The sequence below is a fragment of the Fusobacterium sp. SYSU M8D902 genome (assembly GCF_040199715.1).
Lineage (GTDB): Bacteria > Fusobacteriota > Fusobacteriia > Fusobacteriales > Fusobacteriaceae > Fusobacterium_A.
In genome coordinates this window covers 240,974-262,958 of the sequence record NZ_JBEFNA010000001.1, presented here as the reverse complement: position 1 = coordinate 262,958, position 21,985 = coordinate 240,974, and the positions used below count along the sequence as shown (strand labels likewise).

The following is a 21,985-nucleotide window of genomic DNA, read 5'->3' as shown; positions in this document are numbered from 1 at the left end:
TTACTCTCCACCATTTTATCCATTATTCAATATAGTTACTTATTACCTTCTTACCATCAAAAACTAAGCCAATTTTTACTATATCTTTTACTCCATTTTTCTTTAATAGAGTTTCATATTTTTTATCTTCTATTTGATCAAAAGCTTTTTCCGCTTCTTTTTCTATATCATTGGTATTAGATCTTTTTAGTTCCAAAATATATCCAGCCCAAGTTTTATTTCTTGGTTCTAAAATTATATCAGCTCTACCATAACCACTTTCCATATTGGGATGCATTATATAATAATCATCTAAGGCATATAAAAATCCACCTAATAATGTTTGATAAGGATTCTCATACTTTTTACTTGTATCATAGAAACTAATAGCATTAACAACTACATCTTCTAAACTTTTTATTATTTGAGATATATTCTTAGTAACTAAAGCTTGAATCAAACTTCCAACATTATTACTCTCTCTAAAAATAGCATCTACAAATAATCCTTTAAATAACTTCTGTATCTCTTTATTGGGTATTCTTAAAGTAAACATTGTTTCACTAAGTTTTTCCTTAATTGTTAAATATCCGGAGAATAACATGATCTCCCAAATATTATTAGGAGAAAGATTATCTCCCATTCTTATACTTTCATTGATATATACCATTATATCCTTGCCATTTATCAAATCATTTAAGTTGTCAAATACAGTTGAATTTGAAGCTAATAACATATTTAAAATCAGAGCATTTCCAGAAGTATTTACCCAGTAAGATTTTTCTTCTTTAAATTGTACATATTTTAAAATACTCCAAGGATTATATATTTCATTTTTTCCAAAACTATAGCCATCATACCAAGCTTTTACCTCTGGCATATCATATCCAATATTATAATAATCAAGCACAGCTTTTACTTCACTTTCTACTAATCCAAAACTATCACTGTACTCATTATTCAATATTGTATAGTTTGTAAAGTTATTTAAATCAGAAAATATTCCTGCTTGAGCTACCCTTATTATTCCAGTAAGAACTCCCATTTGTAAGTAATCATTAGTTTTAAGTGTATCTCCATAGAAAGCTTTAAAAAAATCTTTCATTTCAGTATAATACCTTTTTTCATAGGCATTCATAATGGGAGAATCATATTCATCTATTAGTACAATTACTTTTTGACTGTAATATTTATATAAAGCTTTTGTTAAAAATAACAATGAACTTTCTAATTGAGCTCTATTTATATTACCATCAAGTATAGCATTATATCTATTTCTACTTTTCTCATCTAATTTATTCAAAATATATAGATAATCTTCATAAATATTAACTATTTTTTCTTTGATTTTATCAAGAGCATCTTCAAAATTAGTGCTACTTATTCCTTTCATGCTAAGAAATATTACTGGATATTTTCCTTGTTCATCTATCAATGGAGAGTTTTCTATATATAAGTCATTGAATAGCTTTCTATTCTCATCTTTATTTTTTATATCAAAGAAATATTTAAATGTAGACATATTAAGAGTCTTTCCAAATCTTCTAGGACGACAAAATAATTTTACCTTTGCTCCATCATTTAATATATCTTCTATAAACTTTGTTTTATCAATATAATAATAATCTTGTTCTATAATTTCTTTAAAGTCTTCCACTGCAATAGGTATTTTTTTCATAGTTATACTACTCTCCTTTCATTGGATATATGATTATTTATTATACCATATTATAAAGAAAAAACCTATTTTACAGTTAATATTTTCTCTGTTCTTTTCTTTAGTATTTTTATTATTTTTAGCTACTTTGATATTAAAAAGGGAGCTTTCAACAAAAATGTTTGAAAACTCCCTTTATTTAAAAAATTTAAAAGATAACTTCAAAAATCCTCAAATAAAAAAGTCTATAATTGAAGCATTTATAGACTCTATAATAATCTACTCTAACCACGTAGAAATCAGACTTCGTGATATCCCAGCGGATATGGATAGAAATGGTGGAGATGACGGGAATCGAACCCGTGTCCGAAACTACCAGCGCCATAGGCTTCTACAATGCTTAGTCTGCTATTAGATTTCGCAATAGTCACTCCCACAGACAGGGCTGACTAAAGCTATCCTCTAAAATGTCCCTTTGAGCTTAGAGAAATCACTAAAGGTAATCTGTATATTGGTAACATCTCGGTTGGATTCTCCTACAGAAGAGAGAAACCAGAGATGAGCTGACTAATTAAGCAGCTAAAGCGTAATTTCTGTTTCCATCTAAACGATGAGTTGACCTCTCACAGCGGTCACCCTGGCATGCTACCTATAACCTAATAACCCCGTCGAAACCTTTGCATCCCCATTATTAAATTGTACATAATAGTATATCATATTTTTTTAAAATTTTCTATCTAATTTTTGACATTCTTTGAATATCTCTTTGAACATCTCTTTTTGCTATTGATTCTCTCTTGTCATATGTTTTCTTACCTCTAGCAAGAGCTATTGTAACTTTGACATATCCTTTTGAAAGATGTACATCAAGAGGAACTATAGTATATCCTTTCTGAGTAACTTTTTCATGAAGTTTTCTTATCTCTTTTTTATGAAGGAGAAGTTTTCTAACTCTTCTCTCCTCTGGATTATAGACACTTCCAAAACTCCAAGGAACAATTGACATTCCCATAATAAAAATTTCACCATTAATAATTCTAATAAATGATTCTTTTATACTCAATTTACCAGATTTAGCAGATTTAACTTCACTACCTACCAATTCTATTCCAGCTTCAAATTTATCTTCTATAAAATAGTCAAAAAAAGCTTTTTTATTATTAGCTAAAATCATAAAATCCTCCAAATATCTTTATTTCTCAAATAAATTATACCTCATATTAGATATTTTTACTATAATTTTTCAAAAAATTAAGTAGTTTTATTTTTACAATGAATATATATAATATAAAAGTTATATAGAGTGAACTACTAGATAAATTTCACAGTGTGGGGTATACTTGGGATAAGAGGAGAGGGTTGATGAGTAAGAATAGAGGTTTTTATCTATTGAATATTTTGGTGGGGATAAGTTTAGTTCTATTTTCACTAACACTAGGTTTTGTTTGGTTGAGAAACTATGTTGAGAGTCAAGAGATAAAAAGGGCAAAAACAGAGATATATGAAGTGTTTGCAACCTATTCAGCAGAGGCTTTTAACAGTAAGAAAAATTTAAATATAGAGTTAAATTATTTGAGAAAAGATATTAGAATCTATGAGAATACAATGGTTATTCTGGACAAAGTATATCTTCCTAAAAAATTAAATTATATTACAATTTATGATAAAGGACCAACTCAGGTGTTCAGAGGAAGAATAACGAATAATGGGAATATTACACCATCTTTTAGTATCTATATATTTGATTATAGTGATATAGCAAGATATAGGATATCTTTTTATGGATTTGATATTATAAAGTATATGAGAATAAATATTTATAGAAATAGAAAAGATAAAAGTGCTAAATATGATGATATTTTAAATTATCATAATCACTGGGAAAATGTTAAAAGTGATTGGGAGGTAGAATGAGGCTCTTCTTAATTATGTTTCTATTTATTTCTATGTTTTCTTATGGAGATATTCCAAGTGATAATATTGTAAAAGTGAGAATTATGGTAAAATTGGTAGAATATGTTACCTATGTTGTAATTTCTGGTGATGATTACTTAGATGAAATTTATGTGGTGAGGGAGAGTTTATGATAAAAAATAATTCTGATAAGCTGAAGGACATCTTTAAAGAGTTGCATAATTTACCTAAAAAGAGTAGGAATACAGCAGATTTAAAAATAGATAACTCTCTAGAATCAGATAACTCTCTTGTGGTGAAGGGATTGAGTGCAATCATACTTCAAGGAGTTAAGAAAAAAGCTAGTGATATTCATATTGAACCAATGAGAGATAGGACAAGAATCAGATATAGGGTAGATGGAATACTATATGAAGAGATGGTATTGGACCTCAATTTACATATGTCTTTAATATCAAGGCTCAAGATAATTTCTCATTTAGATATAACGGAGAAAAAACTTCCTCAAGATGGAAAATTTCAGATGGAGATTGACAAAAAAGTAATAGACTTCAGAGTTTCAATAGTTCCATTAATAAATGGAGAAAAGGGTGTAATTAGAATTTTAGATAGAGAGATTTTAGACTTCAACCTTGAAAATATTGGATTTTTAGAAGAGGATTATGCCAAGATAGTACAGCTAATAAATAAAAAGAGTGGGATACTACTCTCTTGTGGACCTACGGGCTCGGGAAAAAGTAGTTTGATCTACTCTATTCTAAAGAGGTTAAATACAGAGAGTATAAATATTTCAACAGTAGAAGATCCTGTTGAGTATGAGTTAGACGGGATAAATCAGGTACAATATAATCAAGAGATAGGAAGAGATTTTGCAACAATACTAAAATCATATTTGAGACAGGATCCTGATGTTTTGATGATTGGAGAGATAAGGGATTATGAAACAGCAGAAATAGCAGTAAAATCGGCATTGACAGGACATCTAGTTCTTTCTACCCTACATACTAATGACTCTGTGAGCGGTATTTATAGATTGCTAAATATAGGAATAGAGAAGTATATGTTGTCAGCTTCAATTATAGGGATAATATCTCAAAGGCTGGTTAGAAAGCTCTGTCCTCATTGTAAAGAGATAGATAAACACTTTAGAGGAAAACTATCTCTTATGAGAATAGATAGTGAGAAATATAGTGATAAAATATTCTATACAGGCAGAGGTTGTGAACATTGTAATAACTCTGGTTATGTAGGAAGAACAGCTATATTTGAGATTTTCATAGTAGATGAAGAGATAAGAGAGCTAATAGATAGAGGAATATCTATACATGAATTAAAAACTGTTGCACAAGAGAAAGGAATGAAATCTCTTATTGAAGATGGAATAGAGAAAAGTATTCTGGGAATAACCTCATTAGATGAGATTATTAGGCAGGGATAGAGATGAAAACCTACAGTGTGAGAGTGGATACCAAAGAGAAAAAAAGAGCAACCTTAATTTTGGAGTTTGAAAAGTTATCAGACTTGCAAAAATATTTGATTAAAAATCAGATGATCTTAATTGAGTATAGGGTTATTAATAAAAAAATTAAAATTTTAAAAAAAGATATTATAAATTTTACTCAAAATCTAAAGATACTACTGGAGAGTGGAATAGGAATATCTCAAGCTTTGGAGATTATGAGTAAACAAAAAGATGGAAAATTGTTTAATATTATTCATAATATACATTTAAAAATTATAGAGGGAAATAGTTTATATGTAGCTTTTTCGATTTATAAAAATATATTTGGAGAGAGCTATTTAAATATGTTATTGGCAGGTGAGGAATCAGGGAGATTAATAGAGAATTTAGAAAAAATATATGAAAAATTGATTTTTGAAGAAAAAATTAAGAAAAAGATAAAAGAAGCAACACTTTACCCAACTATTATACTTATTTTTACTGTTTTACTGATCATATTCATACTTACTTTTGTGTTTCCAAATTTTATTGAATTTTTTAAAGATACAGGGGTAGAATTACCATTTTTAACAAGAGTTTTAATTGCTATTAGTCAAAATTTTATCACTATTATTTTAGGTATATCCATTTTTATAATAGGGATATTTTTTTCTTTTAAGAAAATTAATAGAGAGATAGTAGAGAATTTGAGATTATCAATCCCATTTTATGGAGATATTTTAAAAAGAAGATTGATAATTGAGTTTTGTAAAAATTTTTCTATAATGAATGAAGCTGGAATGGAGGTATTGGAGATATTTGAAATTTTGAAAAAAGGGGATCTCTATCTGTTTCAGCAGAGAGAATTAGCTAATATTGAGAGAGAGATTAAGATGGGGAGTACAATATATGAGGCTTTTTATAAGACAGGATTTTTTAATGCTACACAACTTTATCTTATTGAAATAGGAGAGAAAAGTGGAAGTATAGAGAGAGCTTTTAGCTGGATAGCAACTACTATGGAGAGTGAATTGGAGTACTATCTTTTTAAAATGACATCATTACTAGAGCCTGTTTTGCTATTGATATTGGGGGTTATAGTGGGAATAATAATCTTAGGATTATATCTTCCTATATTCAATATTTCACAAATAATATGAAGGAGGAGAAATAATGAAAAATGGTGGGTTTAGTTTGATTGAGATTACAGTAGCAATAGCTTTAATTGGATTGATGATGGGAATAGGTGTGCCGAAATTTAGAAAGCAATTAGCTATAGGAAAGGACACTAAGGCGATAGCTATATTGAGTAATATTAGAACAGCTTGTGAACTATACTATTTAGAGACAGGAAAACCATTGACTGATAATCCAGAAGCTGACATAAATATAGAGGGGAAAGTAACAGAGCTTGAACCATATTTAGATATTAAAACTTTTAATGAGATCAAAGATGGAAAACTTGAAATAGGTGGAAGTAGAGTAAAGAAAACAGATGCAGATGAAGCTGATCCAAATATAATTTATGGTGGTGAAATAGAGTTGACATTTAAAAGTCCTGAAACAGGGAAAAAAGGTGATGGAGTGTATATTTGGTTTAAGCCAGAGGTAGGAAAAGATTATGATACAAAAGGAAATAAATGGATAGAGTATTAATAATAATCATACTTTTTATAATTATGTATATAGATATTAAGAAAATGTATATTCCAAATGGAGTTAATTTAATTTTAATGGGATTAGCACTATATAACAAAGGGAGTAGTTTTTTCTCAATAGAAAATAGTCTGCTTGGAATGGGAGTTTATACACTTCCACTTCTATTAATATATGGATACGGATCAGATTTGATGAAAAAAGAGATATTTGGCTTTGGAGATATAAAGCTCTTGCTAAGCATAGGCTATATTTTAGGGTATAGTGATTTTTATGAGTTATACATATATTATATGATCTCCTTTGGATTAGCTTCTGTTGTCGGATTAGTTTTATATACATTCAAAAGAGATAGGAATAGAGAGCTACCATTCTCCCCATATCTCATTATAAGTTTTTTTTATTTGTGGGTGGTTAGAATATGAAAAGATATGGATTTTCAATTATGGAGGTTGTAGTTTCAATATCTTTATTTCTAATCTCTCTTATTCCACTTATGAGATATACAGTTGAAAATACCTCTCTAAATAGGAGATTTTTACAAATAGAAAAGAAGTATAAAAATTTTGTAGCTTTGGAAAAACAATTGAGAAGTACAGAGCAGAGTATTTTATTAAATAATATAGGAGTGAGAGAGTATTTATCCCAAGAATTTGGTAAGGATAGATTAACAGGAGGAGTATATCTTCCCTATCCATTAGAAGATAACTCTAAAATAAAAATAGAGATAAAAAAGATAAATTTTAAGTTTCAGGTGGATAGTTATCATTATTTATGTTTGAAAATAATGTATACTGACAATAATAAAAGTATTTCTTCTGAAAATTATATAGATTTTGACTGAGGAGTTTATGAAATCAAAGAATAGTGGAATGACATTTTTAGAGGTAGTAATATCTCTAGGATTATTATCAATTTTTTCTGTACTTATCTTTCCCACATTAAAGCTTTCTAATAATCTAAATAGAAAAATAAGTGAAAGAAGTCTAGTAGAGAGAGATGTAATTAGAATGTTAAATATTATGGAGAGAAGTATTGAGAAGGCAAATACAATAAAAGAGTTATATTCTGGTAAGAATTATGTAAAAAATGGTGTTGCTATAGTGCAAGATAATCGGATAATCTCCTTTAATATAACAGAGGAGTTTTTGTCGAAAAATTCAGACGAGGGTAATGTAATTTTTTTAGAGATACCTAGAAGTAATGGAGCTAGGATTGAGAATACAATATTACTTTTTCAATTTATAGAAAATCGTTTGATAGTAACACAGGGAGAGATAGTGAATGGAGTAGTTAAAATATCTAATTCAGATACCCTTTATGAAAATATTGAAGGAAGATTTAAGAGGAAGAAGAGGGGAGTAGCAATAGAGTATAACATAGAGAGTAAGAGTTTAAAGGAGAGAGAAGAGATAAAGGGATATGGGAATTTTAATATATTCTAAAAAAAATAGGGGTTTTTTATTCATTGCAACTACAATCTTATCAATAGTATTATTGTTTAATCTATTAATAGGGTATAGAATCATAATGAGAAAAGGTGAAAAAATTGAGCAATTGGAGAGAAAAAGAGAGATAGATGAAATAAAATTTAACTTGGAAACTTTAGCTTATAGTGAGTTAAGGAGAATAAATTCAGAAATAAAAGCTAAAAACTGTCTAAATGGAGCTCAATACATAGGTAAAAATTTAGAGGTTGAAAGGGTATGGTATGGAGATACTACAACTCGAAGATCAGAGACAGGTTATGAGTTGATAGGAATGAGACTCAATAATAAGAGGAAATTTTATACCTATAAAAAAGATGAGAAAGTTATATTTAGAGATTTGATAAGGAGAGAATTAATAGCAATAGGGAAACAACTAAATATTGTAGGAGTGGAGTTGGAAAAAATTATAAGGAATGAGGAGACTGGTGAGAAGATATATTTTAAGGCTAGAGTTGATCTATATTATCAGTATGGAAATAACAATCCTTTGGCTCCTTATAAGGAGGTATTAAAAGATTTTGAAGTTGGAGTTAAATATTAAGAAAAATAAAAAAGTAAAATTTTTTGAGTTAGATGAGGTTGAAAATATAAAAGAGGGAGTTCTTTTATTGGAGAGCCAATGGTTTAAAATAGTAAAAATAAGTATTTCTAAGGTGGATGATGAAAGAGAACGAGAATTAGAGATAGATGAAAAATTAGAAGATGAGATAGAGGGATATGATAGTTTTTACTATTTGAGCAAGGAGATAACTCTATATGAAGATGATGAAATTGAGAGAGTTATTGTTATAATGTTAGAAAAAGATAGAGTTTACACATTGTTAGAGAATATAAAATCGAAAAGGATAAAACTTTTAGGAATATATCCTCTTTTTTTTATGGAGTTTTTTAATTGTGATGGGAAAGTTAAGAGTTATCTGGAGATAGGTGACGACAGAACAAGAGTATTTAGTTTTTCAAATAATAAACTTATAGATTTTCAAGATATTGAACTGGAAAAAGAGGAGATATTATCCAATTCAAATTATATAGATGAGTATTTAGAGGATAATTCTCTCAAATTTGTCTATCCAGATCAAAGTGAACTTGGGGAATATATAGAGAATTTAGAGATAAGAGATTGGAGAGAGTATAACTCATTTTTAAAAGAGGAGTATGATTATCTTCCAGAAGATTATAAAAAAGAGTTGAAATATTTAAGTAGTGTTAAAGTTATAATGTTTATGCTTTCAATAGTTATAATTATAGGAACTATATTTTTTATTACCATTAATCTTTTAACAGATAGGAAAAGAGAGAGATTGGGTGAATTACAAAAAAACTATATGGAATTAAAGAATAAAAATTTAACAACAACTGAAAATATAAGAGAGCTAGAGGATGAGATAAAAAAACTTAGAGAGGAGAGTAGAGAAAGAGATTTTAAAAAAATTAAAATATCAAAAATATATACATTTTTATTTGAAAATTCAGATGGAATAAGATTTGAAAAGTTGGAATATGATGGTGAAAAAATTATTGGAGTTGATGGGATAGCAGAGACAGAGGAGGAGATATACAACTATCAACACAAAGTATTGGCAAGTGGATATTTTAAAAATATAAATCAGGATTTTATAAAATTAGAGGAAAAACTATATAGATTTAAAATGGAGTTTGAGATAGATTATGGTAAAGATTAATGAGTTTAATATCCGTGATCATAAGGAGAAGATAGTTATATTTATAGGCTTTTCAATTGTAATTTTAGCTATTAATTTTTTATTTTATAAACCTTATGTTCAATGGAGTGAAAAAAATCAGCAAGTAGAAAAATTTATTTTAGATATAAGAAAGGAAAAGACTATTGGAGAAGCTGGAGAAAAAAGATATAAAAGATTGGAAGAGGAGCTGGAAAAGGAGCAGGAGAGAGTTGAATTATTTAAAAATAGGGTAGTAGAGAGCAGTTTTTTGAACATAGTTAAATTTGAAGAGTATATAAGTGAGATGAGCCAGAAAAATTTTTTGTTATTAGATACTATTGGAAGGGTAGAAAGAGTACAAGAGACAGATAAAATTTATATTCCATATGTAGTTTCAGGTGATATAGGTAAAATTTTAGAATTTATGGAAGAGATAGAAGAGGCAAATGAAAAGAAGGTAAGTCTCAGTGAAACAGGGTTAACATTGGAGATTAAAGAGGAAAAGGCTCGACTGATATGTAAATTTTCAGCAAATGTCTTAGAGAAAAAAATAGTAACAGAAGTAGAAAATGAAGAGTTAATTCCTCTGAGTAGAGTTGTGAGAGAGATGGTAAAAGAGATAAAAATTTTAAATTACAATAACAAAAAATATATAATTTTAAAAAAAGTAAGTGGACAGAGTGAGATCTTTTTTGAGGGGAAAATAGTGATATTCCAAGGGAAAAAATATGAGATTATTACAAAAAATAGTGAAGTATTTATAAAATTAACAGAATAGTAGGGAGAGAGTATGTCAAAAAGAAATCTAGTACTTTTAATATTATTTTTTATTTGCTATAATATTTATGGACAGTTTTATGATCCGTTATTAAAAAAGAGTAAGCTTACTTCTGATTTGAATTTGCAAGGAGTAACTTTAGGAGAAGCTCTAAATATAATAGGGCAAGAGAATAGAGTAACTATACTCTCCTCTGATGAGATCAAAGATACTAATTTAGATCTTTATTTTTCGGAGGGAGAGAGTGTTGAAGATATTTTAAATTCTTTTATAGAGATGTATAATCTTAAACTCTCAAAGAGTGGAAATGTATTTATTCTCTCTAAAAGAGGAGAAAAAATAAATAGTATATTTGCTGGAAAAGTATTATCAAGCTCCTCTAACTCAGGAGTTGACGGAGTAAAAATAACACTTTTGAATAGTTTTCTTCAGCCTGTATACTCTAATTATGGTGGAAATTTTATACTTTCAGATATAGAACCAGGAGTTTATTTGGCTAAATTTGAAAAGAAGGGGTATGTTACCAAAGGGGAGATTATCAATCTTTCTCAAGGGAATTCCACACTTACAGTTTTATTAGAGAGAGATAACACTATCATAAACCCTCAATTACATTCACAAGAGAGGGGAAGTTACTCAAAAAAATCAATGATAAATGGTTTAGAAAATTTAACTGAAAATATTTATCTGCATAACTTAGATTGTGAAGAGGTAAAAAAACTGTTAAAAGAGAGCTTTGGTGATGAAATAAGTGTTTCTACACTAAATAAGAGAAATTTGATAGTGATATCTGGAAGAAGTGAGGTTGTAAAAGCATCAAAAGAGTTGGTAGATGAGTTGGATAAAGATAGAGAACAGATAAGAGTAGATGCACAGATCCTGGATATAACTGATAATCTATTTGAAACACTAGGATTTAATTGGCTATATAGCAATAATGGAAAGGTAGAAGGGGATAAAGGCTGGAATATGGGATTTTTAGATAAATCTAGTCTAGGTGGCTTAGGAAATATCTATTCATCTTCTATTAATGTGGTTAAACAATTTAATGGTGGAAATGATGTTTTGAATTTGGGAATAAATCTATTAGAGGCAACTCAAGACCTAGTAGTTAGTGCTAGACCTTCAATTTTAGTTTTGAATGGAGAAGAGGGAAGTTTTAAAGTAACAGAAGAGGTAATTGTTGGTGAGGAGAGAGAAGAGAATGACAATAATGACAGAGTTATCTCAACACCAATTTTTAAAGAGGCTGGAATTATTTTAAAGGTAACACCTAATATAGGAAAAGATGGTTGGATAAATTTAAAGGTTGTAATAGAGGTTAGTAATTTTAAGTTGAAGATAGATAAAGAGGAATCTGAAGATAGTGGAACATATAACTCTGAAGGTGGTTCGAAAGTGGGAAGAAGTATAGAAACTACTGTAAAGATAAGAGATGGAGAGACTATATTTATAGGGGGACTGAAAAAAGCAACAGTTCATAATTTAGATAGTAAGATCCCATTTTTCGGAACTTTACCAATGATCAATTTTTTATTTAAAAATCAAAATATAAGCCATGAAATAACAGATATATATGTTAAAATGAAAGTAAATATAGTTAATAATGAGAGTGATACCTTTGAAAAAGAAGAGATTCATCAGAGGGCACAAAATATAATAAATAGAAAAATCTATTAAGGAAGAGGAAGAGTATGACAAAAAGATTTGATTTACAAGGGATTTTAGAAAATTTTAAAAATGTAAGAATAGGTGTAGTAGGAGATTTAATGTTAGATGATTATATAATTGGTGTTGTAAATAGAATATCACCAGAAGCTCCTGTACCTGTAGTTAATGTTAAAGAGGAGAGATTTGTACTTGGTGGAGCAGCTAACGTAGTTAATAATCTATCTGTTTTAGGAGCTAAAACTATCTGTTTTGGTGTTATTGGTGAAGATGATAACGGAAACAGACTTATTAAAACATTTGATGAGAAAGGAATAAATTCAAGTGGAATAATTAGAACAAAGGATATTCCAACAATAGTAAAGAGAAGAATATTAGCAGGAAATCAACAGTTATTAAGAATAGATTGGGAGAAAGCAACTCCTATCTCAACTGAATTAGAAGATGCACTTTTAGAGAATTTTAATTCAAAAATAGATTCCTTAGATGCAGTTATTCTATCTGACTATGATAAGGGAGTTTTAACTCCTAGAGTTGCTAAAGAGATTGTTAGAGTGTGTAGAGAAAAAGGTAAAATAGTAACAGTTGATCCAAAACCTAAAAATGCTTTAAATTATATAGGTGCAACTTCAATGACTCCAAATAGAAAAGAGGCTATGGAGTGTTTAGGAAAAACAGATGTAGTAGATTTTGAAACTTTAGGAAAAGAGTTAAAAGAGAAACTTCAATTGAGTAATCTTTTATTGACAAGAAGTGAAGAGGGAATGAGTCTATTTTTAGATAAGACTATAAATATTCCTACTTTTGCTAAGGAAGTTTATGATGTTACAGGAGCAGGAGATACAGTTATATCAGTATTTACATTGGCTAGTGCCACAGGAGTAGATTGGCATGAGGCAGCTAAGATAGCTAATACAGCTGCAGGAGTTGTAGTTGGAAAAATGGGAACATCAACAGTTACTAAAGAGGAGATTTTAGAGTTTTATAATCAAATATATGAGAGATGGGAGTGTCATCATGCTTAGAATAGGAAATGGATATGATGTTCATAAATTAGTTGAGGGAAGAAGATTGGTATTAGGTGGAATTGAGATTCCACATACAAGAGGAGTTTTAGGACATTCAGATGGAGATGTATTGATACATGCTATAATGGATGCTATGCTAGGAGCTTTGGCTTTGGGAGATATAGGTCAACATTTTCCTGATACAGATATGAAGTATGAAAATATAGATAGTACAATTCTATTAAAAAAAGTCAAAGAGCTAATAGCAGATAGAGGATATAGAGTTATAAATTTAGATTCTATTATTGTGTTACAAAAACCTAAAGTAAAACCATATATAGAGGCTATGAGAGAAAGAGTTGCTGAGGTATTGGAATTGGATGTAGAGCAAGTGAGTGTAAAGGCAACTACTGAAGAAAAATTAGGATTTACAGGAGATGAATCTGGAGTAAAATCATATTGTGTTGTTTTATTAGAAAAAAAATAAATTATTTTTACAATGACATATTCAAGTCATAATTCAAAGTTATAATCACTGTGTAAAGAAAAAGAGATGAAAAAATGAATTTAACAGGAGGAATAATTTTGAAAAGAATAATCGTATTAGCAGGAGCAATAACACTATTAGTAGGAACAGCAGCATTTGGAAGATCTATGGATGGAGAGAATTTAAGAAATGAGCAAACTACATCTCACCACAGAACTTATAGCAGAGGATATCACCACAATAACAATAATGGACATGGATACTGTGATAACTATGATAACTTTAGAGGGAACAAAGAGATTCAAGCAAATAGAATTGATATTTCTGAAAGAAAGTTAGAGATAAGAAGAGAGATGTTAAAAGATACTCCAGACTGGAATAAAATTGAGAAGTTAAATCAAGAGATAGCTTTAAAAAGAGCAGAGAATAAGACAATGATAATGAGAGAAAGAATGGAGCAAAATAACTATTAATAATTAGAAGGAGAGCTGAATGAAGGCTCTCTTTTTATTTTAAGCTTTATAAAGTTTTACAGATACGAAAAATATGGTATAATAAAAAAGTATAAAAAATTTAGGAAAGGAAATATAGAGATGGCATTATTACAAGTTAATGATTTATATATGGGGTTTTCAGGAGAGACACTATTTAAAAATGTAAGCTTTTCAGTAGATGAAAAAGATAAAATAGGAGTAATAGGGATAAATGGTGCTGGAAAATCCACACTTATAAAAATCTTATTGGGATTGGAGTATGATGAGGTAGATCCAGCAACTAATCAAAGAGGTACAATTGCTAAAAAAGGTGGATTGAAGATAGGTTATCTTTCACAAAATCCTAAATTAAACAAAGAAAATACAATTTTTGAAGAATTGATGACAGTGTTTGATAATGTAAGACAAGATTATCATAGAATACAGGAACTGAATATTATACTAGCTGAAAATTTAGATGACTTTGATAAAACTATGGAAGAGTTGGGAAAAGTTACAGCTAGATATGAGCAAAATGAAGGTTATGCTATTGAGTACAAGGTAAAACAGATATTAAATGGTTTGAGTTTGGCAGAGGAGTTATGGAATAATAAGGTTGGAGATCTATCTGGGGGACAGATGTCTAGAGTAGCTTTAGGTAAAATTTTATTGGAAGAGCCCGAACTTTTGATATTGGACGAACCAACTAACCACTTAGATTTAAATGCTATAGAGTGGTTGGAAAAAATGTTAAAAGATTATAAAAAAGCTGTTATGGTAATATCACATGACGTATATTTTTTAGATAATGTAGTAAATAGAGTTTTTGAATTAGAAGGAAAAACACTTAAAACATATAATGGAAACTATACAGATTTTACTATTCAAAAGGAAGCATATATTTCAGGTGCTGTAAAGGCTTTTGATAAAGAGCAAGATAAGATTAGAAAAATGGAGGAATTCATAAGAAGATACAAAGCTGGGGTAAAATCTAAACAGGCAAGAGGAAGAGAGAAACTTCTGAATAGAATGGAAAAGATGGAAAATCCAGTAATAAGTAGAAAGAATATGAAGCTTAAGTTTGAAACAGATGTAACGAGTGTGGATTTAGTTTTAAGAATAAAAGATCTGTCTAAGTCTTTTGATGGTCATAAGATATTTTCTAATATTAACTTAGATGTATATAGAGGAGAAAGAATAGGAATAATAGGAAAAAATGGAGTTGGAAAATCAACTTTATTGAAGATTGTTAACTCTTTGGAAAATGCTTCTAGTGGAGAGTTTAAAATAGGAGATAGAGTAAAGATTGGTTACTATGACCAAAATCATCAAGGACTAAATTTAAATAGGACTATAATTGAAGAGCTTATGTATAATTTTACTTTGAGTGAAGAGGAAGCTAGAAATATTTGTGGTGGATTTTTATTTAGTGAAGATGATGTATATAAAGAGATAAAAAGTTTGAGTGGAGGAGAGAAGGCAAGAGTTGCTTTTATGAAACTTATGCTTGAAAAACCTAACTTTTTAATATTAGACGAGCCAACTAACCACTTGGATATATATTCAAGAGAGATATTGGTAGAGGCTTTAGAGGATTATACAGGAACTATTTTAGTAGTATCACATGATAGAAACTTTTTAGACTATGTTGTAAATAATATATATGAGGTAAAAAAAGAGGGAGCTATTATGTTTAAAGGAGATTATAATAGCTATTTACAACAGAGAGATAATGTAAAAGAGAAGGATGAAAATAAAGATAAGGCTGTATTAAGTTATGAAGAACAGAAGAAAAATAAAAATAAAATATCATCTCTAGAGAAAAAAATTGTAAAATCTGAAGAGAGATTGGAAAAGTTAGAGAGTGAGAAAGCTAAAAAAGAAGTGGAGTATAACGAAGCTGGAAAAATTAATGATTTGGACAAACTTCTGACTATTCAACAGGAGCTTGAAGATTATGATGTACAAATTATGGAAGTTATGGAAGAATGGGAAGCTTTAGAGGAAGAATTAAAAGAATTGATAAAATAAATAATTGATATAGATATTCTATGAAAAAGGAGAGTACAGGTGTGTGCTCTCCTTTTTAGTAATTATTTAATTATTTTTATCTTCATAAAATATAGGGATTCTATCCTCTAGTTTTATTTCCTTTTTTAAAATATACTTATTTTTATAATCTTTAAATAATTTGAAGAAAGTCCCACTTAAATAAAGAATAACAGCAACATTTATAAAAGTTGGCACGGCAGTAGTAAAATCAGCAAATAGCCAGACTGTTGAGCCAGGCATTCCAATAGTAGTAGCCATTACAACCATTATAAAACCAGGAACAGGATAAAATACTTTATAAAACTTAAGAATACCATCTTTTAATTTAGGTGAAGATTTCATTAGATGTCTTAAAATTATTTCATAGTATGCATACCAACCAGAAGAAGTAGTAACACCAAATAAGAAAATACCAGTAGCTATGAATATTTTGCTGGCTGTTCCCATCCCAGTTTCGAAAGCACTAAGAGTTAAAGTTGCCCCAGTAGCACCACTATTCCATACTCCAGTAATAATAATAACTAAACAAGTTAAAGTACAGACAATAACAGTATCAACAAATACTTCAAAAGCTCCCCAAAGCCCTTGCTTTATAGGATGATCAGTTTGTGCAGAAGCATGTATCATAGGAGAACTTCCCCAACCAGCTTCATTACTGAACACAGATCTCGCCATACCAATTCTCATAACTTGTCTAAAAGCAGCTCCAGTAAATCCACCAACAGCAGCAGTTCCTGTAAAAGCACCAGAAAAAATTAGTTTGAAAGTTTCAGGAAGGTTATTAATATTGATTAAAATTATATATAAAGCAGCACCAATATAAAATATACACATAAAAGGAACTATTTTTCCAGCTAATTTACCAAGTGATTTAATACCACCTATAATTAAAATATAATTACAAAGGATATAAATAAAACTAGCATATATTATTTTTATTCCAAATGCAGAACTTACAGCTTCTGAGACAGTATAATTTTGAACTGTAATAAAAAATGTAGAAAAAATACCACCTCCAAAAATAACAGCAGGAATAATCCACCATTTATGTCCTTTTTCTTCTCCTAATCCTTTTTCCATATAATAAGTAGGACCACCGTAAAGCTCTCCTTTTTCATCTTTTTGTCTGTAATAAACCCCTAATGAAACTTCAGCCATTTTGAGTATCATTCCAACAAAAGCAGCAATCCATAACCAAAATAAAGAGCCCGGACCACCAACAGCCATAGCAGTAGCAACTCCACCGATATTTCCTACTCCTACTGATCCGCCAATAGCAGTAGCAACAGCTTCAAAAGGTGTAATAAGGCCTTCACCATTACTTTCAGCTTTATTTCCCTTTCTTATAATTTTTAATATAGTTTCAGAAAATATGTGTTTAAGATGAAATACCTGGAAAAACTTAGTTTTTATTGTAAAGTATATTCCAGTACCAAGGATGATAACTATTATAGGTAATCCCCATAAAAAATTTACTAACGCTTCAAAATATTGTAACATTTAAATCCCCCCCACTTAATTTACTTTATTTATTACAGTGTTTAATAAATTCAATAAAGATTTTTTTCATATCCTCATTTCCTCTAGCTGTCATCATTTCTGGATGCCATTGTATTCCGTACAAAAATTTATGTGATTTCATCTGAATAGCTTCAACGATTCCATCTTCAGTAGTTGCGATGGTAGTCAATCCGTCCCCTATTTTATCAATAGATTGATGGTGAAAAGAGTTTGTTAAAATACTGTTACCAAATAATTGTGACAATATATTATCTGAATCAATTATTTTGACATTGTGTATAGCTAATTCAGGATAAAAATCTTGTCTATGTTTTAGAACAGGTTTTCCAAAATATTTAAGGTCTTGATATAAAGTTCCACCTCTAAATACATTTAAAAGTTGGTGTCCTCTACATATACCAAGAATAGGTTTTCCAGTTTTAAAAAATTCTCTTAAAACAATTAATTCACCTTCATCTCTCTCAGGAGAGATAACTCCCATATTTTCTTTGAAATCTTGATTGTAGTATAAAGGGTTTATATCAGCTCCTCCTGCTAAGATTAGACCATCAAGAAGTGATAATTGGTTTTTAATAGTTTCTAAATCAGATGTTACAGGCAAAACTATAGGAACACCACCAGCAGCTATAATTGACTTAGAATAATCAATACTAACAGTCGTCCTATGGTAATTACGAAGTCCATCTTCAATCTCATATGCAGATGTAATCCCAATTATAGGTTTAGTCATAAAAATCCTCCCTTTTGTAGTTTATACTACATTATACACTTAAAATGTAGTAAAGTCAATAAAATATGTAATGAAATTTATATTTTATGTATCAAAAAAATAAAAATACATCATTTATAAAACATAAATATAAATACAATAGATTAGTATATTTATAATATAAATAATGTATTAATAAAATTAATTATAAATTATGGAATAGAAAATCTTGAACAAAACTATTTTCTTTAATTTCTTTATATAAAGTATCTTTATTTTTTTCAAATAGCATTGTCAATATTAAGTTACATAGTTGAATAGGAACAACATAAGAGTTGAAAAAACCTAAATTTTCTACCTCAACTTGGAATAATATATCACTGAGTAGAGAGATTTCGGAAAACTCTGTGCTTGTAATAGCGATGATTTTACTTCCTTTTTTCTTTACTAGTTCAAGTATTCTTATTTCATCTTCCAATATTCTAGGAAATGAAAAAATAAAAATAGTATCTTTGCTCTTTATATGTGATAAAGTTTCATAAAGCCCGAGACCACCTTCATTAATACACTCAGTATTGAATCCTAGACGTCTCATATACCAAAACATAAACTGTGAAATTCCTTTGCTTGATCCAAGACCTAAAAAATAAATTTTATTAGAATTTTCTAAGATATGTATTGCTTTGTTTAATTGATTTAAATCTAACGTTTCAATAAACTCTTTAATGTTTGTGATATCAGCATTAACTATTTTAGTAATCATATCATTTTCTGAACTAAAATTATTCCAATTTTTAATAATTCTTTCGCTAGGATTAGAGGAGGTTAAATTAGAAGTGATATATATTTTTAAATCATTAAATTTTTCAAAACCAAGAGTTTTTGAAAATCTTAAAACAGAAGCATCACTGATGTTGAGTTCTTTTCCAATTTCTAAAGCTGAATGAGTAATGATATTTTTAGGATTTTTAATCAGGTATTCTAAGATTTTTTTTTCAGTTTTGGTTAAAGTATTAAAATTTTTCTTGTAGAAATTTTGAAATCTAATCATATGTCACCTCATATTTTTTATTATATTATAACATAAATATACATAAAAAAGAGAGCAATATTGCTCTCTTTTTTATGTATTCACCATTAAAATCTAATTATTTTCTCAATCTTACTTTTGGTTCTCTAGGTAATGCAAATCTAGGAATGAATCTGTCAAAACCTGTTAAAGTTAGAAGTAACATACTTATTACAGCTATGAATGCTATAAAGTTGTACTGGATAATATCTATTGGAGAGAATGCCTCTAATGGATATACTGTAGTTGCAATTCCTAAATAGAATCCAATATATACGTGCCAAGGAATTAATTGAGATCCAAAAACTCCCATAGCGTCACTGAATGTAGCATTTCTAAGTCTTAATACTTCAATATCTTCTGGAGCACCTTCTACGTTTTTCTCAACAAGGTTTCTAATGATTGGTCCTATTGTAACTATTTGTGCCATCTCATCAGCTAGAGCCATATTTCCAAATATTGATAAAGCTCCATTCCAGAACATAAGTTGTTTTACGTTTTTAGAAATCTTAATTAGTAATGTTGATAAAGGTTTGAATGCGTCCATCAATTTCATTATTCCACCAAAAGCTGAAACCCACATCATCATAACTATAACCCAAGCTCCTGCACCTTCAAATCCAACAAAGATTAGATCTTCAAGGAAAGCTTTTGTGCTAGTAACAGTTCCTGCAAAGTATCCAAGGATATAAGAAGAAATAATACCTATAAATAAGCAGATAAATGTTTGATATCCTTTAAATGCAAATACTAGAACTAATATTAAAGGAATTATCATATAAACTGGAACCCCATCTCTAACTTGGTTTAATAGAGTTACAGCTGATTCTCTCTCTTCAGCAAGTTTTGTCCAAACTTCAGCTGGAATTTCGTTAATAGCAGCAGCTCCATCTCCAACTACTGATGGTAATCCCATAAATATTCCAGCAAGTCCAAAACAGATAATACCAGAGATTAAAACTAAAGCTGACCAAACACCTTGGTGTCTAATTCTTTTAACAACTTCAACACCTTGGATACCAGAACTAACTATAGTAGTATCTGAAATAAGTCCTATATTATCCCCAAAACAAGCTCCTCCAGCTATAGCTCCCATAGTTAACATAATATTTCCCCCAACAATATGATTTAACCATAAGAATATTGGAGCACAAGCAGCAAAAGTACCCCAGCTTGATCCAGTAGCTATTGAAAGAATAGAAGTAACAATTGCTCCCACTAATGCAACAGTTTTTCCTGTAATACCTAACTTCAATGCCACATTGATGATAGCAGCTCCAACTCCAGTAGCCATAAATACCTCAGCCATAGCATAAGCCATCATTAGAATAAATAGAGCAACAGTAATCTCTCTAACATTTGCTAAAGCAGCATCAAGGATTTCAGAAAATTTTCTTTTTTCTGTAACCATTGCAGCTACTGCTGCAGCAACTGTTGCTAAAGGTGCAGCAAGCAAAGCATCAAATCCTGACATCATAAGTGCAGCTAAAATAAAAACTGGCATTAATTTAATAAACTCGACCATATAATTTACCCTCCTAAATATTTTGTTTGGTCCAAAATTAAATTTAATTAAGTAGGTGAATACTAGTAAAATTAAATTTTAAAATTAGTTTGATGATTACAATGATAATATTAATAATGATGATGATAACAATTAATAATGAATATCACTTTAATCTATATGCTAATTATAGTTCAATTTTGATAATATTTCAACTAAAAAATTACAAAATGATAATTTTTTTCTAAAAAATTATTTTTTTATAGAGTGCACGTTGGTGTAAAATAAGAAAATACGATACTTTAAAAAAAAACAATAAAAATTGATAAATGTGATATAATTTATATAAAAAAATAATCTCTTGACAATTAATATTGTATGTAATATACTTATATTGAAAGTAATGTTTATTAATACTATGTATTTAAAAAATATATAGTAAAATAAATAAGGTAAAAGCTAACTGACAATTTAATATTTTAAAAATAGAGGTGCATTTATGAGAGGTAGTATAAAAATGTTAAGGGAAGAAGCTCCCAATGTTTTATACGAAGGGCATAATTGCCGAAAGAAACAAAGTAAGCTTATTTGACTTTTTTCTTGGGGATTATATGAATATATGATCACTGTCACAGTTTTTGTGGAGAGCTATTTTCTTTTTACATAAATATTGTGCTGCAATTATACCTTACAAATTTAAACATGCACTTTTTAATTTTTTTGGTAGATTAATTTGAAAAAAAGTCAGGAGGAAGAAAAATGAAGTCAATGATTAGAATGAGAATGAGTTCACACGATGCACACTATGGAGGAAATCTTGTAGATGGTGCAAGAATGTTACAATTATTTGGAGATGTAGCTACAGAACTTTTAATCCAAATGGATGGAGATGAAGGAC

The 21,985-nt window shown here is 29.1% G+C and carries 22 protein-coding genes, 1 other RNA gene, 1 pseudogene and 1 riboswitch; of the genes and pseudogenes, 17 read left to right on the top strand and 7 right to left on the bottom strand.

All coding sequences use genetic code 11. The annotated features are described in order from the left end of the window. Positions 1–22: 22 nt before the first annotated feature. The 3 genes from ABNK64_RS01250 to smpB form a co-directional block, all read right to left on the bottom strand. Positions 23–1,657, bottom strand: coding sequence for an AAA family ATPase (locus ABNK64_RS01250; RefSeq protein WP_349763219.1), 1,635 nt, complete (start codon positions 1,655–1,657; stop codon positions 23–25). A 315-nt stretch (positions 1,658–1,972) separates the two neighbouring features. Beyond that, positions 1,973–2,323: a transfer-messenger RNA gene (gene ssrA, locus ABNK64_RS01245) on the bottom strand. A gap of 46 nt (positions 2,324–2,369) precedes the next feature. Beyond that, complete coding sequence (gene smpB, locus ABNK64_RS01240; protein WP_291256153.1) at positions 2,370–2,810, bottom strand: SsrA-binding protein SmpB; 441 nt, start codon at positions 2,808–2,810, stop codon at positions 2,370–2,372. 188 nt (positions 2,811–2,998) lie between these two features. Here smpB and ABNK64_RS01235 point away from each other — a divergent pair, with 188 nt between their 5' ends. From ABNK64_RS01235 to ABNK64_RS01160, 16 genes are all read left to right on the top strand, one after another. After that, the gene (locus ABNK64_RS01235) at positions 2,999–3,550 is read left to right on the top strand and encodes a type II secretion system protein (protein WP_300341615.1); all 552 of its coding nucleotides are present in this window, start codon (positions 2,999–3,001) and stop codon (positions 3,548–3,550) included. Then, positions 3,547–3,723 carry a hypothetical protein gene (locus tag ABNK64_RS01230; protein WP_291256155.1) on the top strand — a complete coding sequence of 59 codons (177 nt, stop codon included), beginning with the start codon at positions 3,547–3,549 and terminating at the stop codon, positions 3,721–3,723. The genes ABNK64_RS01235 and ABNK64_RS01230 overlap by 4 nt, the downstream gene beginning before the upstream one ends. Beyond that, positions 3,720–4,988: a GspE/PulE family protein gene (locus tag ABNK64_RS01225; RefSeq protein WP_349763217.1), complete on the top strand. Its 1,269-nt coding sequence runs from the start codon at positions 3,720–3,722 to the stop codon at positions 4,986–4,988. Before ABNK64_RS01230 ends, ABNK64_RS01225 begins: the two co-directional genes overlap by 4 nt. A gap of 2 nt (positions 4,989–4,990) precedes the next feature. Beyond that, positions 4,991–6,151: a type II secretion system F family protein gene (locus ABNK64_RS01220; protein ID WP_349763216.1), complete on the top strand. Its 1,161-nt coding sequence runs from the start codon at positions 4,991–4,993 to the stop codon at positions 6,149–6,151. A gap of 13 nt (positions 6,152–6,164) precedes the next feature. Beyond that, entirely contained in the window at positions 6,165–6,647 is a 483-nt protein-coding gene (locus ABNK64_RS01215; RefSeq protein ID WP_349763215.1) for a prepilin-type N-terminal cleavage/methylation domain-containing protein, read from the top strand. Further along, complete coding sequence (locus ABNK64_RS01210) at positions 6,632–7,072, top strand: prepilin peptidase (RefSeq protein ID WP_349763214.1); 441 nt, start codon at positions 6,632–6,634, stop codon at positions 7,070–7,072. Before ABNK64_RS01215 ends, ABNK64_RS01210 begins: the two co-directional genes overlap by 16 nt. Continuing rightward, complete coding sequence (locus tag ABNK64_RS01205; protein ID WP_349763212.1) at positions 7,069–7,491, top strand: hypothetical protein; 423 nt, start codon at positions 7,069–7,071, stop codon at positions 7,489–7,491. Before ABNK64_RS01210 ends, ABNK64_RS01205 begins: the two co-directional genes overlap by 4 nt. A gap of 7 nt (positions 7,492–7,498) precedes the next feature. Further along, positions 7,499–8,092, top strand: a complete 594-nt coding sequence (locus ABNK64_RS01200) for a PulJ/GspJ family protein (RefSeq protein WP_300341625.1) — start codon at positions 7,499–7,501, stop codon at positions 8,090–8,092. Then, positions 8,070–8,678, top strand: a complete 609-nt coding sequence (locus ABNK64_RS01195) for a hypothetical protein (RefSeq protein ID WP_349763211.1) — start codon at positions 8,070–8,072, stop codon at positions 8,676–8,678. The genes ABNK64_RS01200 and ABNK64_RS01195 overlap by 23 nt, the downstream gene beginning before the upstream one ends. Continuing rightward, complete coding sequence (locus tag ABNK64_RS01190; protein WP_349763210.1) at positions 8,656–9,819, top strand: PilN family protein; 1,164 nt, start codon at positions 8,656–8,658, stop codon at positions 9,817–9,819. The genes ABNK64_RS01195 and ABNK64_RS01190 overlap by 23 nt, the downstream gene beginning before the upstream one ends. Further along, positions 9,806–10,597: a hypothetical protein gene (locus ABNK64_RS01185; RefSeq protein ID WP_349763209.1), complete on the top strand. Its 792-nt coding sequence runs from the start codon at positions 9,806–9,808 to the stop codon at positions 10,595–10,597. The genes ABNK64_RS01190 and ABNK64_RS01185 overlap by 14 nt, the downstream gene beginning before the upstream one ends. A 12-nt stretch (positions 10,598–10,609) precedes the next feature. Then, positions 10,610–12,277 carry a secretin GspD/PilQ domain-containing protein gene (locus ABNK64_RS01180; protein WP_349763208.1) on the top strand — a complete coding sequence of 556 codons (1,668 nt, stop codon included), beginning with the start codon at positions 10,610–10,612 and terminating at the stop codon, positions 12,275–12,277. Between the two features lie 14 nt (positions 12,278–12,291). Continuing rightward, positions 12,292–13,290: a D-glycero-beta-D-manno-heptose-7-phosphate kinase gene (gene rfaE1 / locus ABNK64_RS01175; protein WP_300341632.1), complete on the top strand. Its 999-nt coding sequence runs from the start codon at positions 12,292–12,294 to the stop codon at positions 13,288–13,290. Beyond that, positions 13,283–13,759: a 2-C-methyl-D-erythritol 2,4-cyclodiphosphate synthase gene (gene ispF / locus ABNK64_RS01170; RefSeq protein ID WP_349763207.1), complete on the top strand. Its 477-nt coding sequence runs from the start codon at positions 13,283–13,285 to the stop codon at positions 13,757–13,759. Before rfaE1 ends, ispF begins: the two co-directional genes overlap by 8 nt. 98 nt (positions 13,760–13,857) lie before the next feature. After that, entirely contained in the window at positions 13,858–14,232 is a 375-nt protein-coding gene (locus ABNK64_RS01165; protein WP_349763206.1) for a hypothetical protein, read from the top strand. 120 nt (positions 14,233–14,352) lie between these two features. Beyond that, positions 14,353–16,263 (top strand): ABC-F family ATP-binding cassette domain-containing protein, encoded by a 1,911-nt coding sequence (locus ABNK64_RS01160; protein WP_349763205.1) that lies wholly within the window; start codon positions 14,353–14,355, stop codon positions 16,261–16,263. A 66-nt stretch (positions 16,264–16,329) separates the two neighbouring features. Here the strand turns inward: ABNK64_RS01160 and ABNK64_RS01155 are convergent, their stop codons facing one another. The 4 genes from ABNK64_RS01155 to ABNK64_RS01140 all read right to left on the bottom strand — a co-directional run bounded on the left by ABNK64_RS01155 (position 16,330) and on the right by ABNK64_RS01140 (position 21,108). Then, a complete protein-coding gene (locus ABNK64_RS01155; protein ID WP_349763204.1) occupies positions 16,330–17,784 on the bottom strand; it encodes an alanine/glycine:cation symporter family protein in 1,455 nt (484 codons plus the stop codon). Between the two features lie 25 nt (positions 17,785–17,809). Then, positions 17,810–18,535: a gamma-glutamyl-gamma-aminobutyrate hydrolase family protein gene (locus ABNK64_RS01150; RefSeq protein WP_300389390.1), complete on the bottom strand. Its 726-nt coding sequence runs from the start codon at positions 18,533–18,535 to the stop codon at positions 17,810–17,812. Between the two features lie 184 nt (positions 18,536–18,719). Continuing rightward, the gene (locus ABNK64_RS01145) at positions 18,720–19,565 is read right to left on the bottom strand and encodes a MurR/RpiR family transcriptional regulator (RefSeq protein ID WP_300343117.1); all 846 of its coding nucleotides are present in this window, start codon (positions 19,563–19,565) and stop codon (positions 18,720–18,722) included. Positions 19,566–19,662: 97 nt separating this feature from the next. Further along, positions 19,663–21,108 carry a Na+/H+ antiporter NhaC family protein gene (locus ABNK64_RS01140; protein WP_349763202.1) on the bottom strand — a complete coding sequence of 482 codons (1,446 nt, stop codon included), beginning with the start codon at positions 21,106–21,108 and terminating at the stop codon, positions 19,663–19,665. A 457-nt stretch (positions 21,109–21,565) separates the two neighbouring features. Beyond that, positions 21,566–21,746, top strand: a riboswitch (Lysine riboswitch). Positions 21,747–21,846: 100 nt separating this feature from the next. Here ABNK64_RS01140 and ABNK64_RS01135 point away from each other — a divergent pair. Then, positions 21,847–21,985, top strand: a pseudogene (locus tag ABNK64_RS01135) (3-aminobutyryl-CoA ammonia lyase); the annotation flags it as partial.

What these genes read in the sequence shown, in the direction of transcription:
- ABNK64_RS01250 (WP_349763219.1), bottom strand. Translation starts at nt 1,657, where the DNA reads ATGAAAAAAATACCTATTGCAGTGGAAGACTTTAAAGAAATTATAGAA.
- smpB (WP_291256153.1), bottom strand. Translation starts at nt 2,810, where the DNA reads ATGATTTTAGCTAATAATAAAAAAGCTTTTTTTGACTATTTTATAGAA.
- ABNK64_RS01235 (WP_300341615.1), top strand. Translation starts at nt 2,999, where the DNA reads ATGAGTAAGAATAGAGGTTTTTATCTATTGAATATTTTGGTGGGGATA.
- ABNK64_RS01230 (WP_291256155.1), top strand. Translation starts at nt 3,547, where the DNA reads ATGAGGCTCTTCTTAATTATGTTTCTATTTATTTCTATGTTTTCTTAT.
- ABNK64_RS01225 (WP_349763217.1), top strand. Translation starts at nt 3,720, where the DNA reads ATGATAAAAAATAATTCTGATAAGCTGAAGGACATCTTTAAAGAGTTG.
- ABNK64_RS01220 (WP_349763216.1), top strand. Translation starts at nt 4,991, where the DNA reads ATGAAAACCTACAGTGTGAGAGTGGATACCAAAGAGAAAAAAAGAGCA.
- ABNK64_RS01215 (WP_349763215.1), top strand. Translation starts at nt 6,165, where the DNA reads ATGAAAAATGGTGGGTTTAGTTTGATTGAGATTACAGTAGCAATAGCT.
- ABNK64_RS01210 (WP_349763214.1), top strand. Translation starts at nt 6,632, where the DNA reads ATGGATAGAGTATTAATAATAATCATACTTTTTATAATTATGTATATA.
- ABNK64_RS01205 (WP_349763212.1), top strand. Translation starts at nt 7,069, where the DNA reads ATGAAAAGATATGGATTTTCAATTATGGAGGTTGTAGTTTCAATATCT.
- ABNK64_RS01200 (WP_300341625.1), top strand. Translation starts at nt 7,499, where the DNA reads ATGAAATCAAAGAATAGTGGAATGACATTTTTAGAGGTAGTAATATCT.
- ABNK64_RS01195 (WP_349763211.1), top strand. Translation starts at nt 8,070, where the DNA reads ATGGGAATTTTAATATATTCTAAAAAAAATAGGGGTTTTTTATTCATT.
- ABNK64_RS01185 (WP_349763209.1), top strand. Translation starts at nt 9,806, where the DNA reads ATGGTAAAGATTAATGAGTTTAATATCCGTGATCATAAGGAGAAGATA.
- ABNK64_RS01180 (WP_349763208.1), top strand. Translation starts at nt 10,610, where the DNA reads ATGTCAAAAAGAAATCTAGTACTTTTAATATTATTTTTTATTTGCTAT.
- rfaE1 (WP_300341632.1), top strand. Translation starts at nt 12,292, where the DNA reads ATGACAAAAAGATTTGATTTACAAGGGATTTTAGAAAATTTTAAAAAT.
- ispF (WP_349763207.1), top strand. Translation starts at nt 13,283, where the DNA reads ATGCTTAGAATAGGAAATGGATATGATGTTCATAAATTAGTTGAGGGA.
- ABNK64_RS01160 (WP_349763205.1), top strand. Translation starts at nt 14,353, where the DNA reads ATGGCATTATTACAAGTTAATGATTTATATATGGGGTTTTCAGGAGAG.
- ABNK64_RS01155 (WP_349763204.1), bottom strand. Translation starts at nt 17,784, where the DNA reads ATGTTACAATATTTTGAAGCGTTAGTAAATTTTTTATGGGGATTACCT.
- ABNK64_RS01150 (WP_300389390.1), bottom strand. Translation starts at nt 18,535, where the DNA reads ATGACTAAACCTATAATTGGGATTACATCTGCATATGAGATTGAAGAT.
- ABNK64_RS01145 (WP_300343117.1), bottom strand. Translation starts at nt 19,565, where the DNA reads ATGATTAGATTTCAAAATTTCTACAAGAAAAATTTTAATACTTTAACC.
- ABNK64_RS01140 (WP_349763202.1), bottom strand. Translation starts at nt 21,108, where the DNA reads ATGGTCGAGTTTATTAAATTAATGCCAGTTTTTATTTTAGCTGCACTT.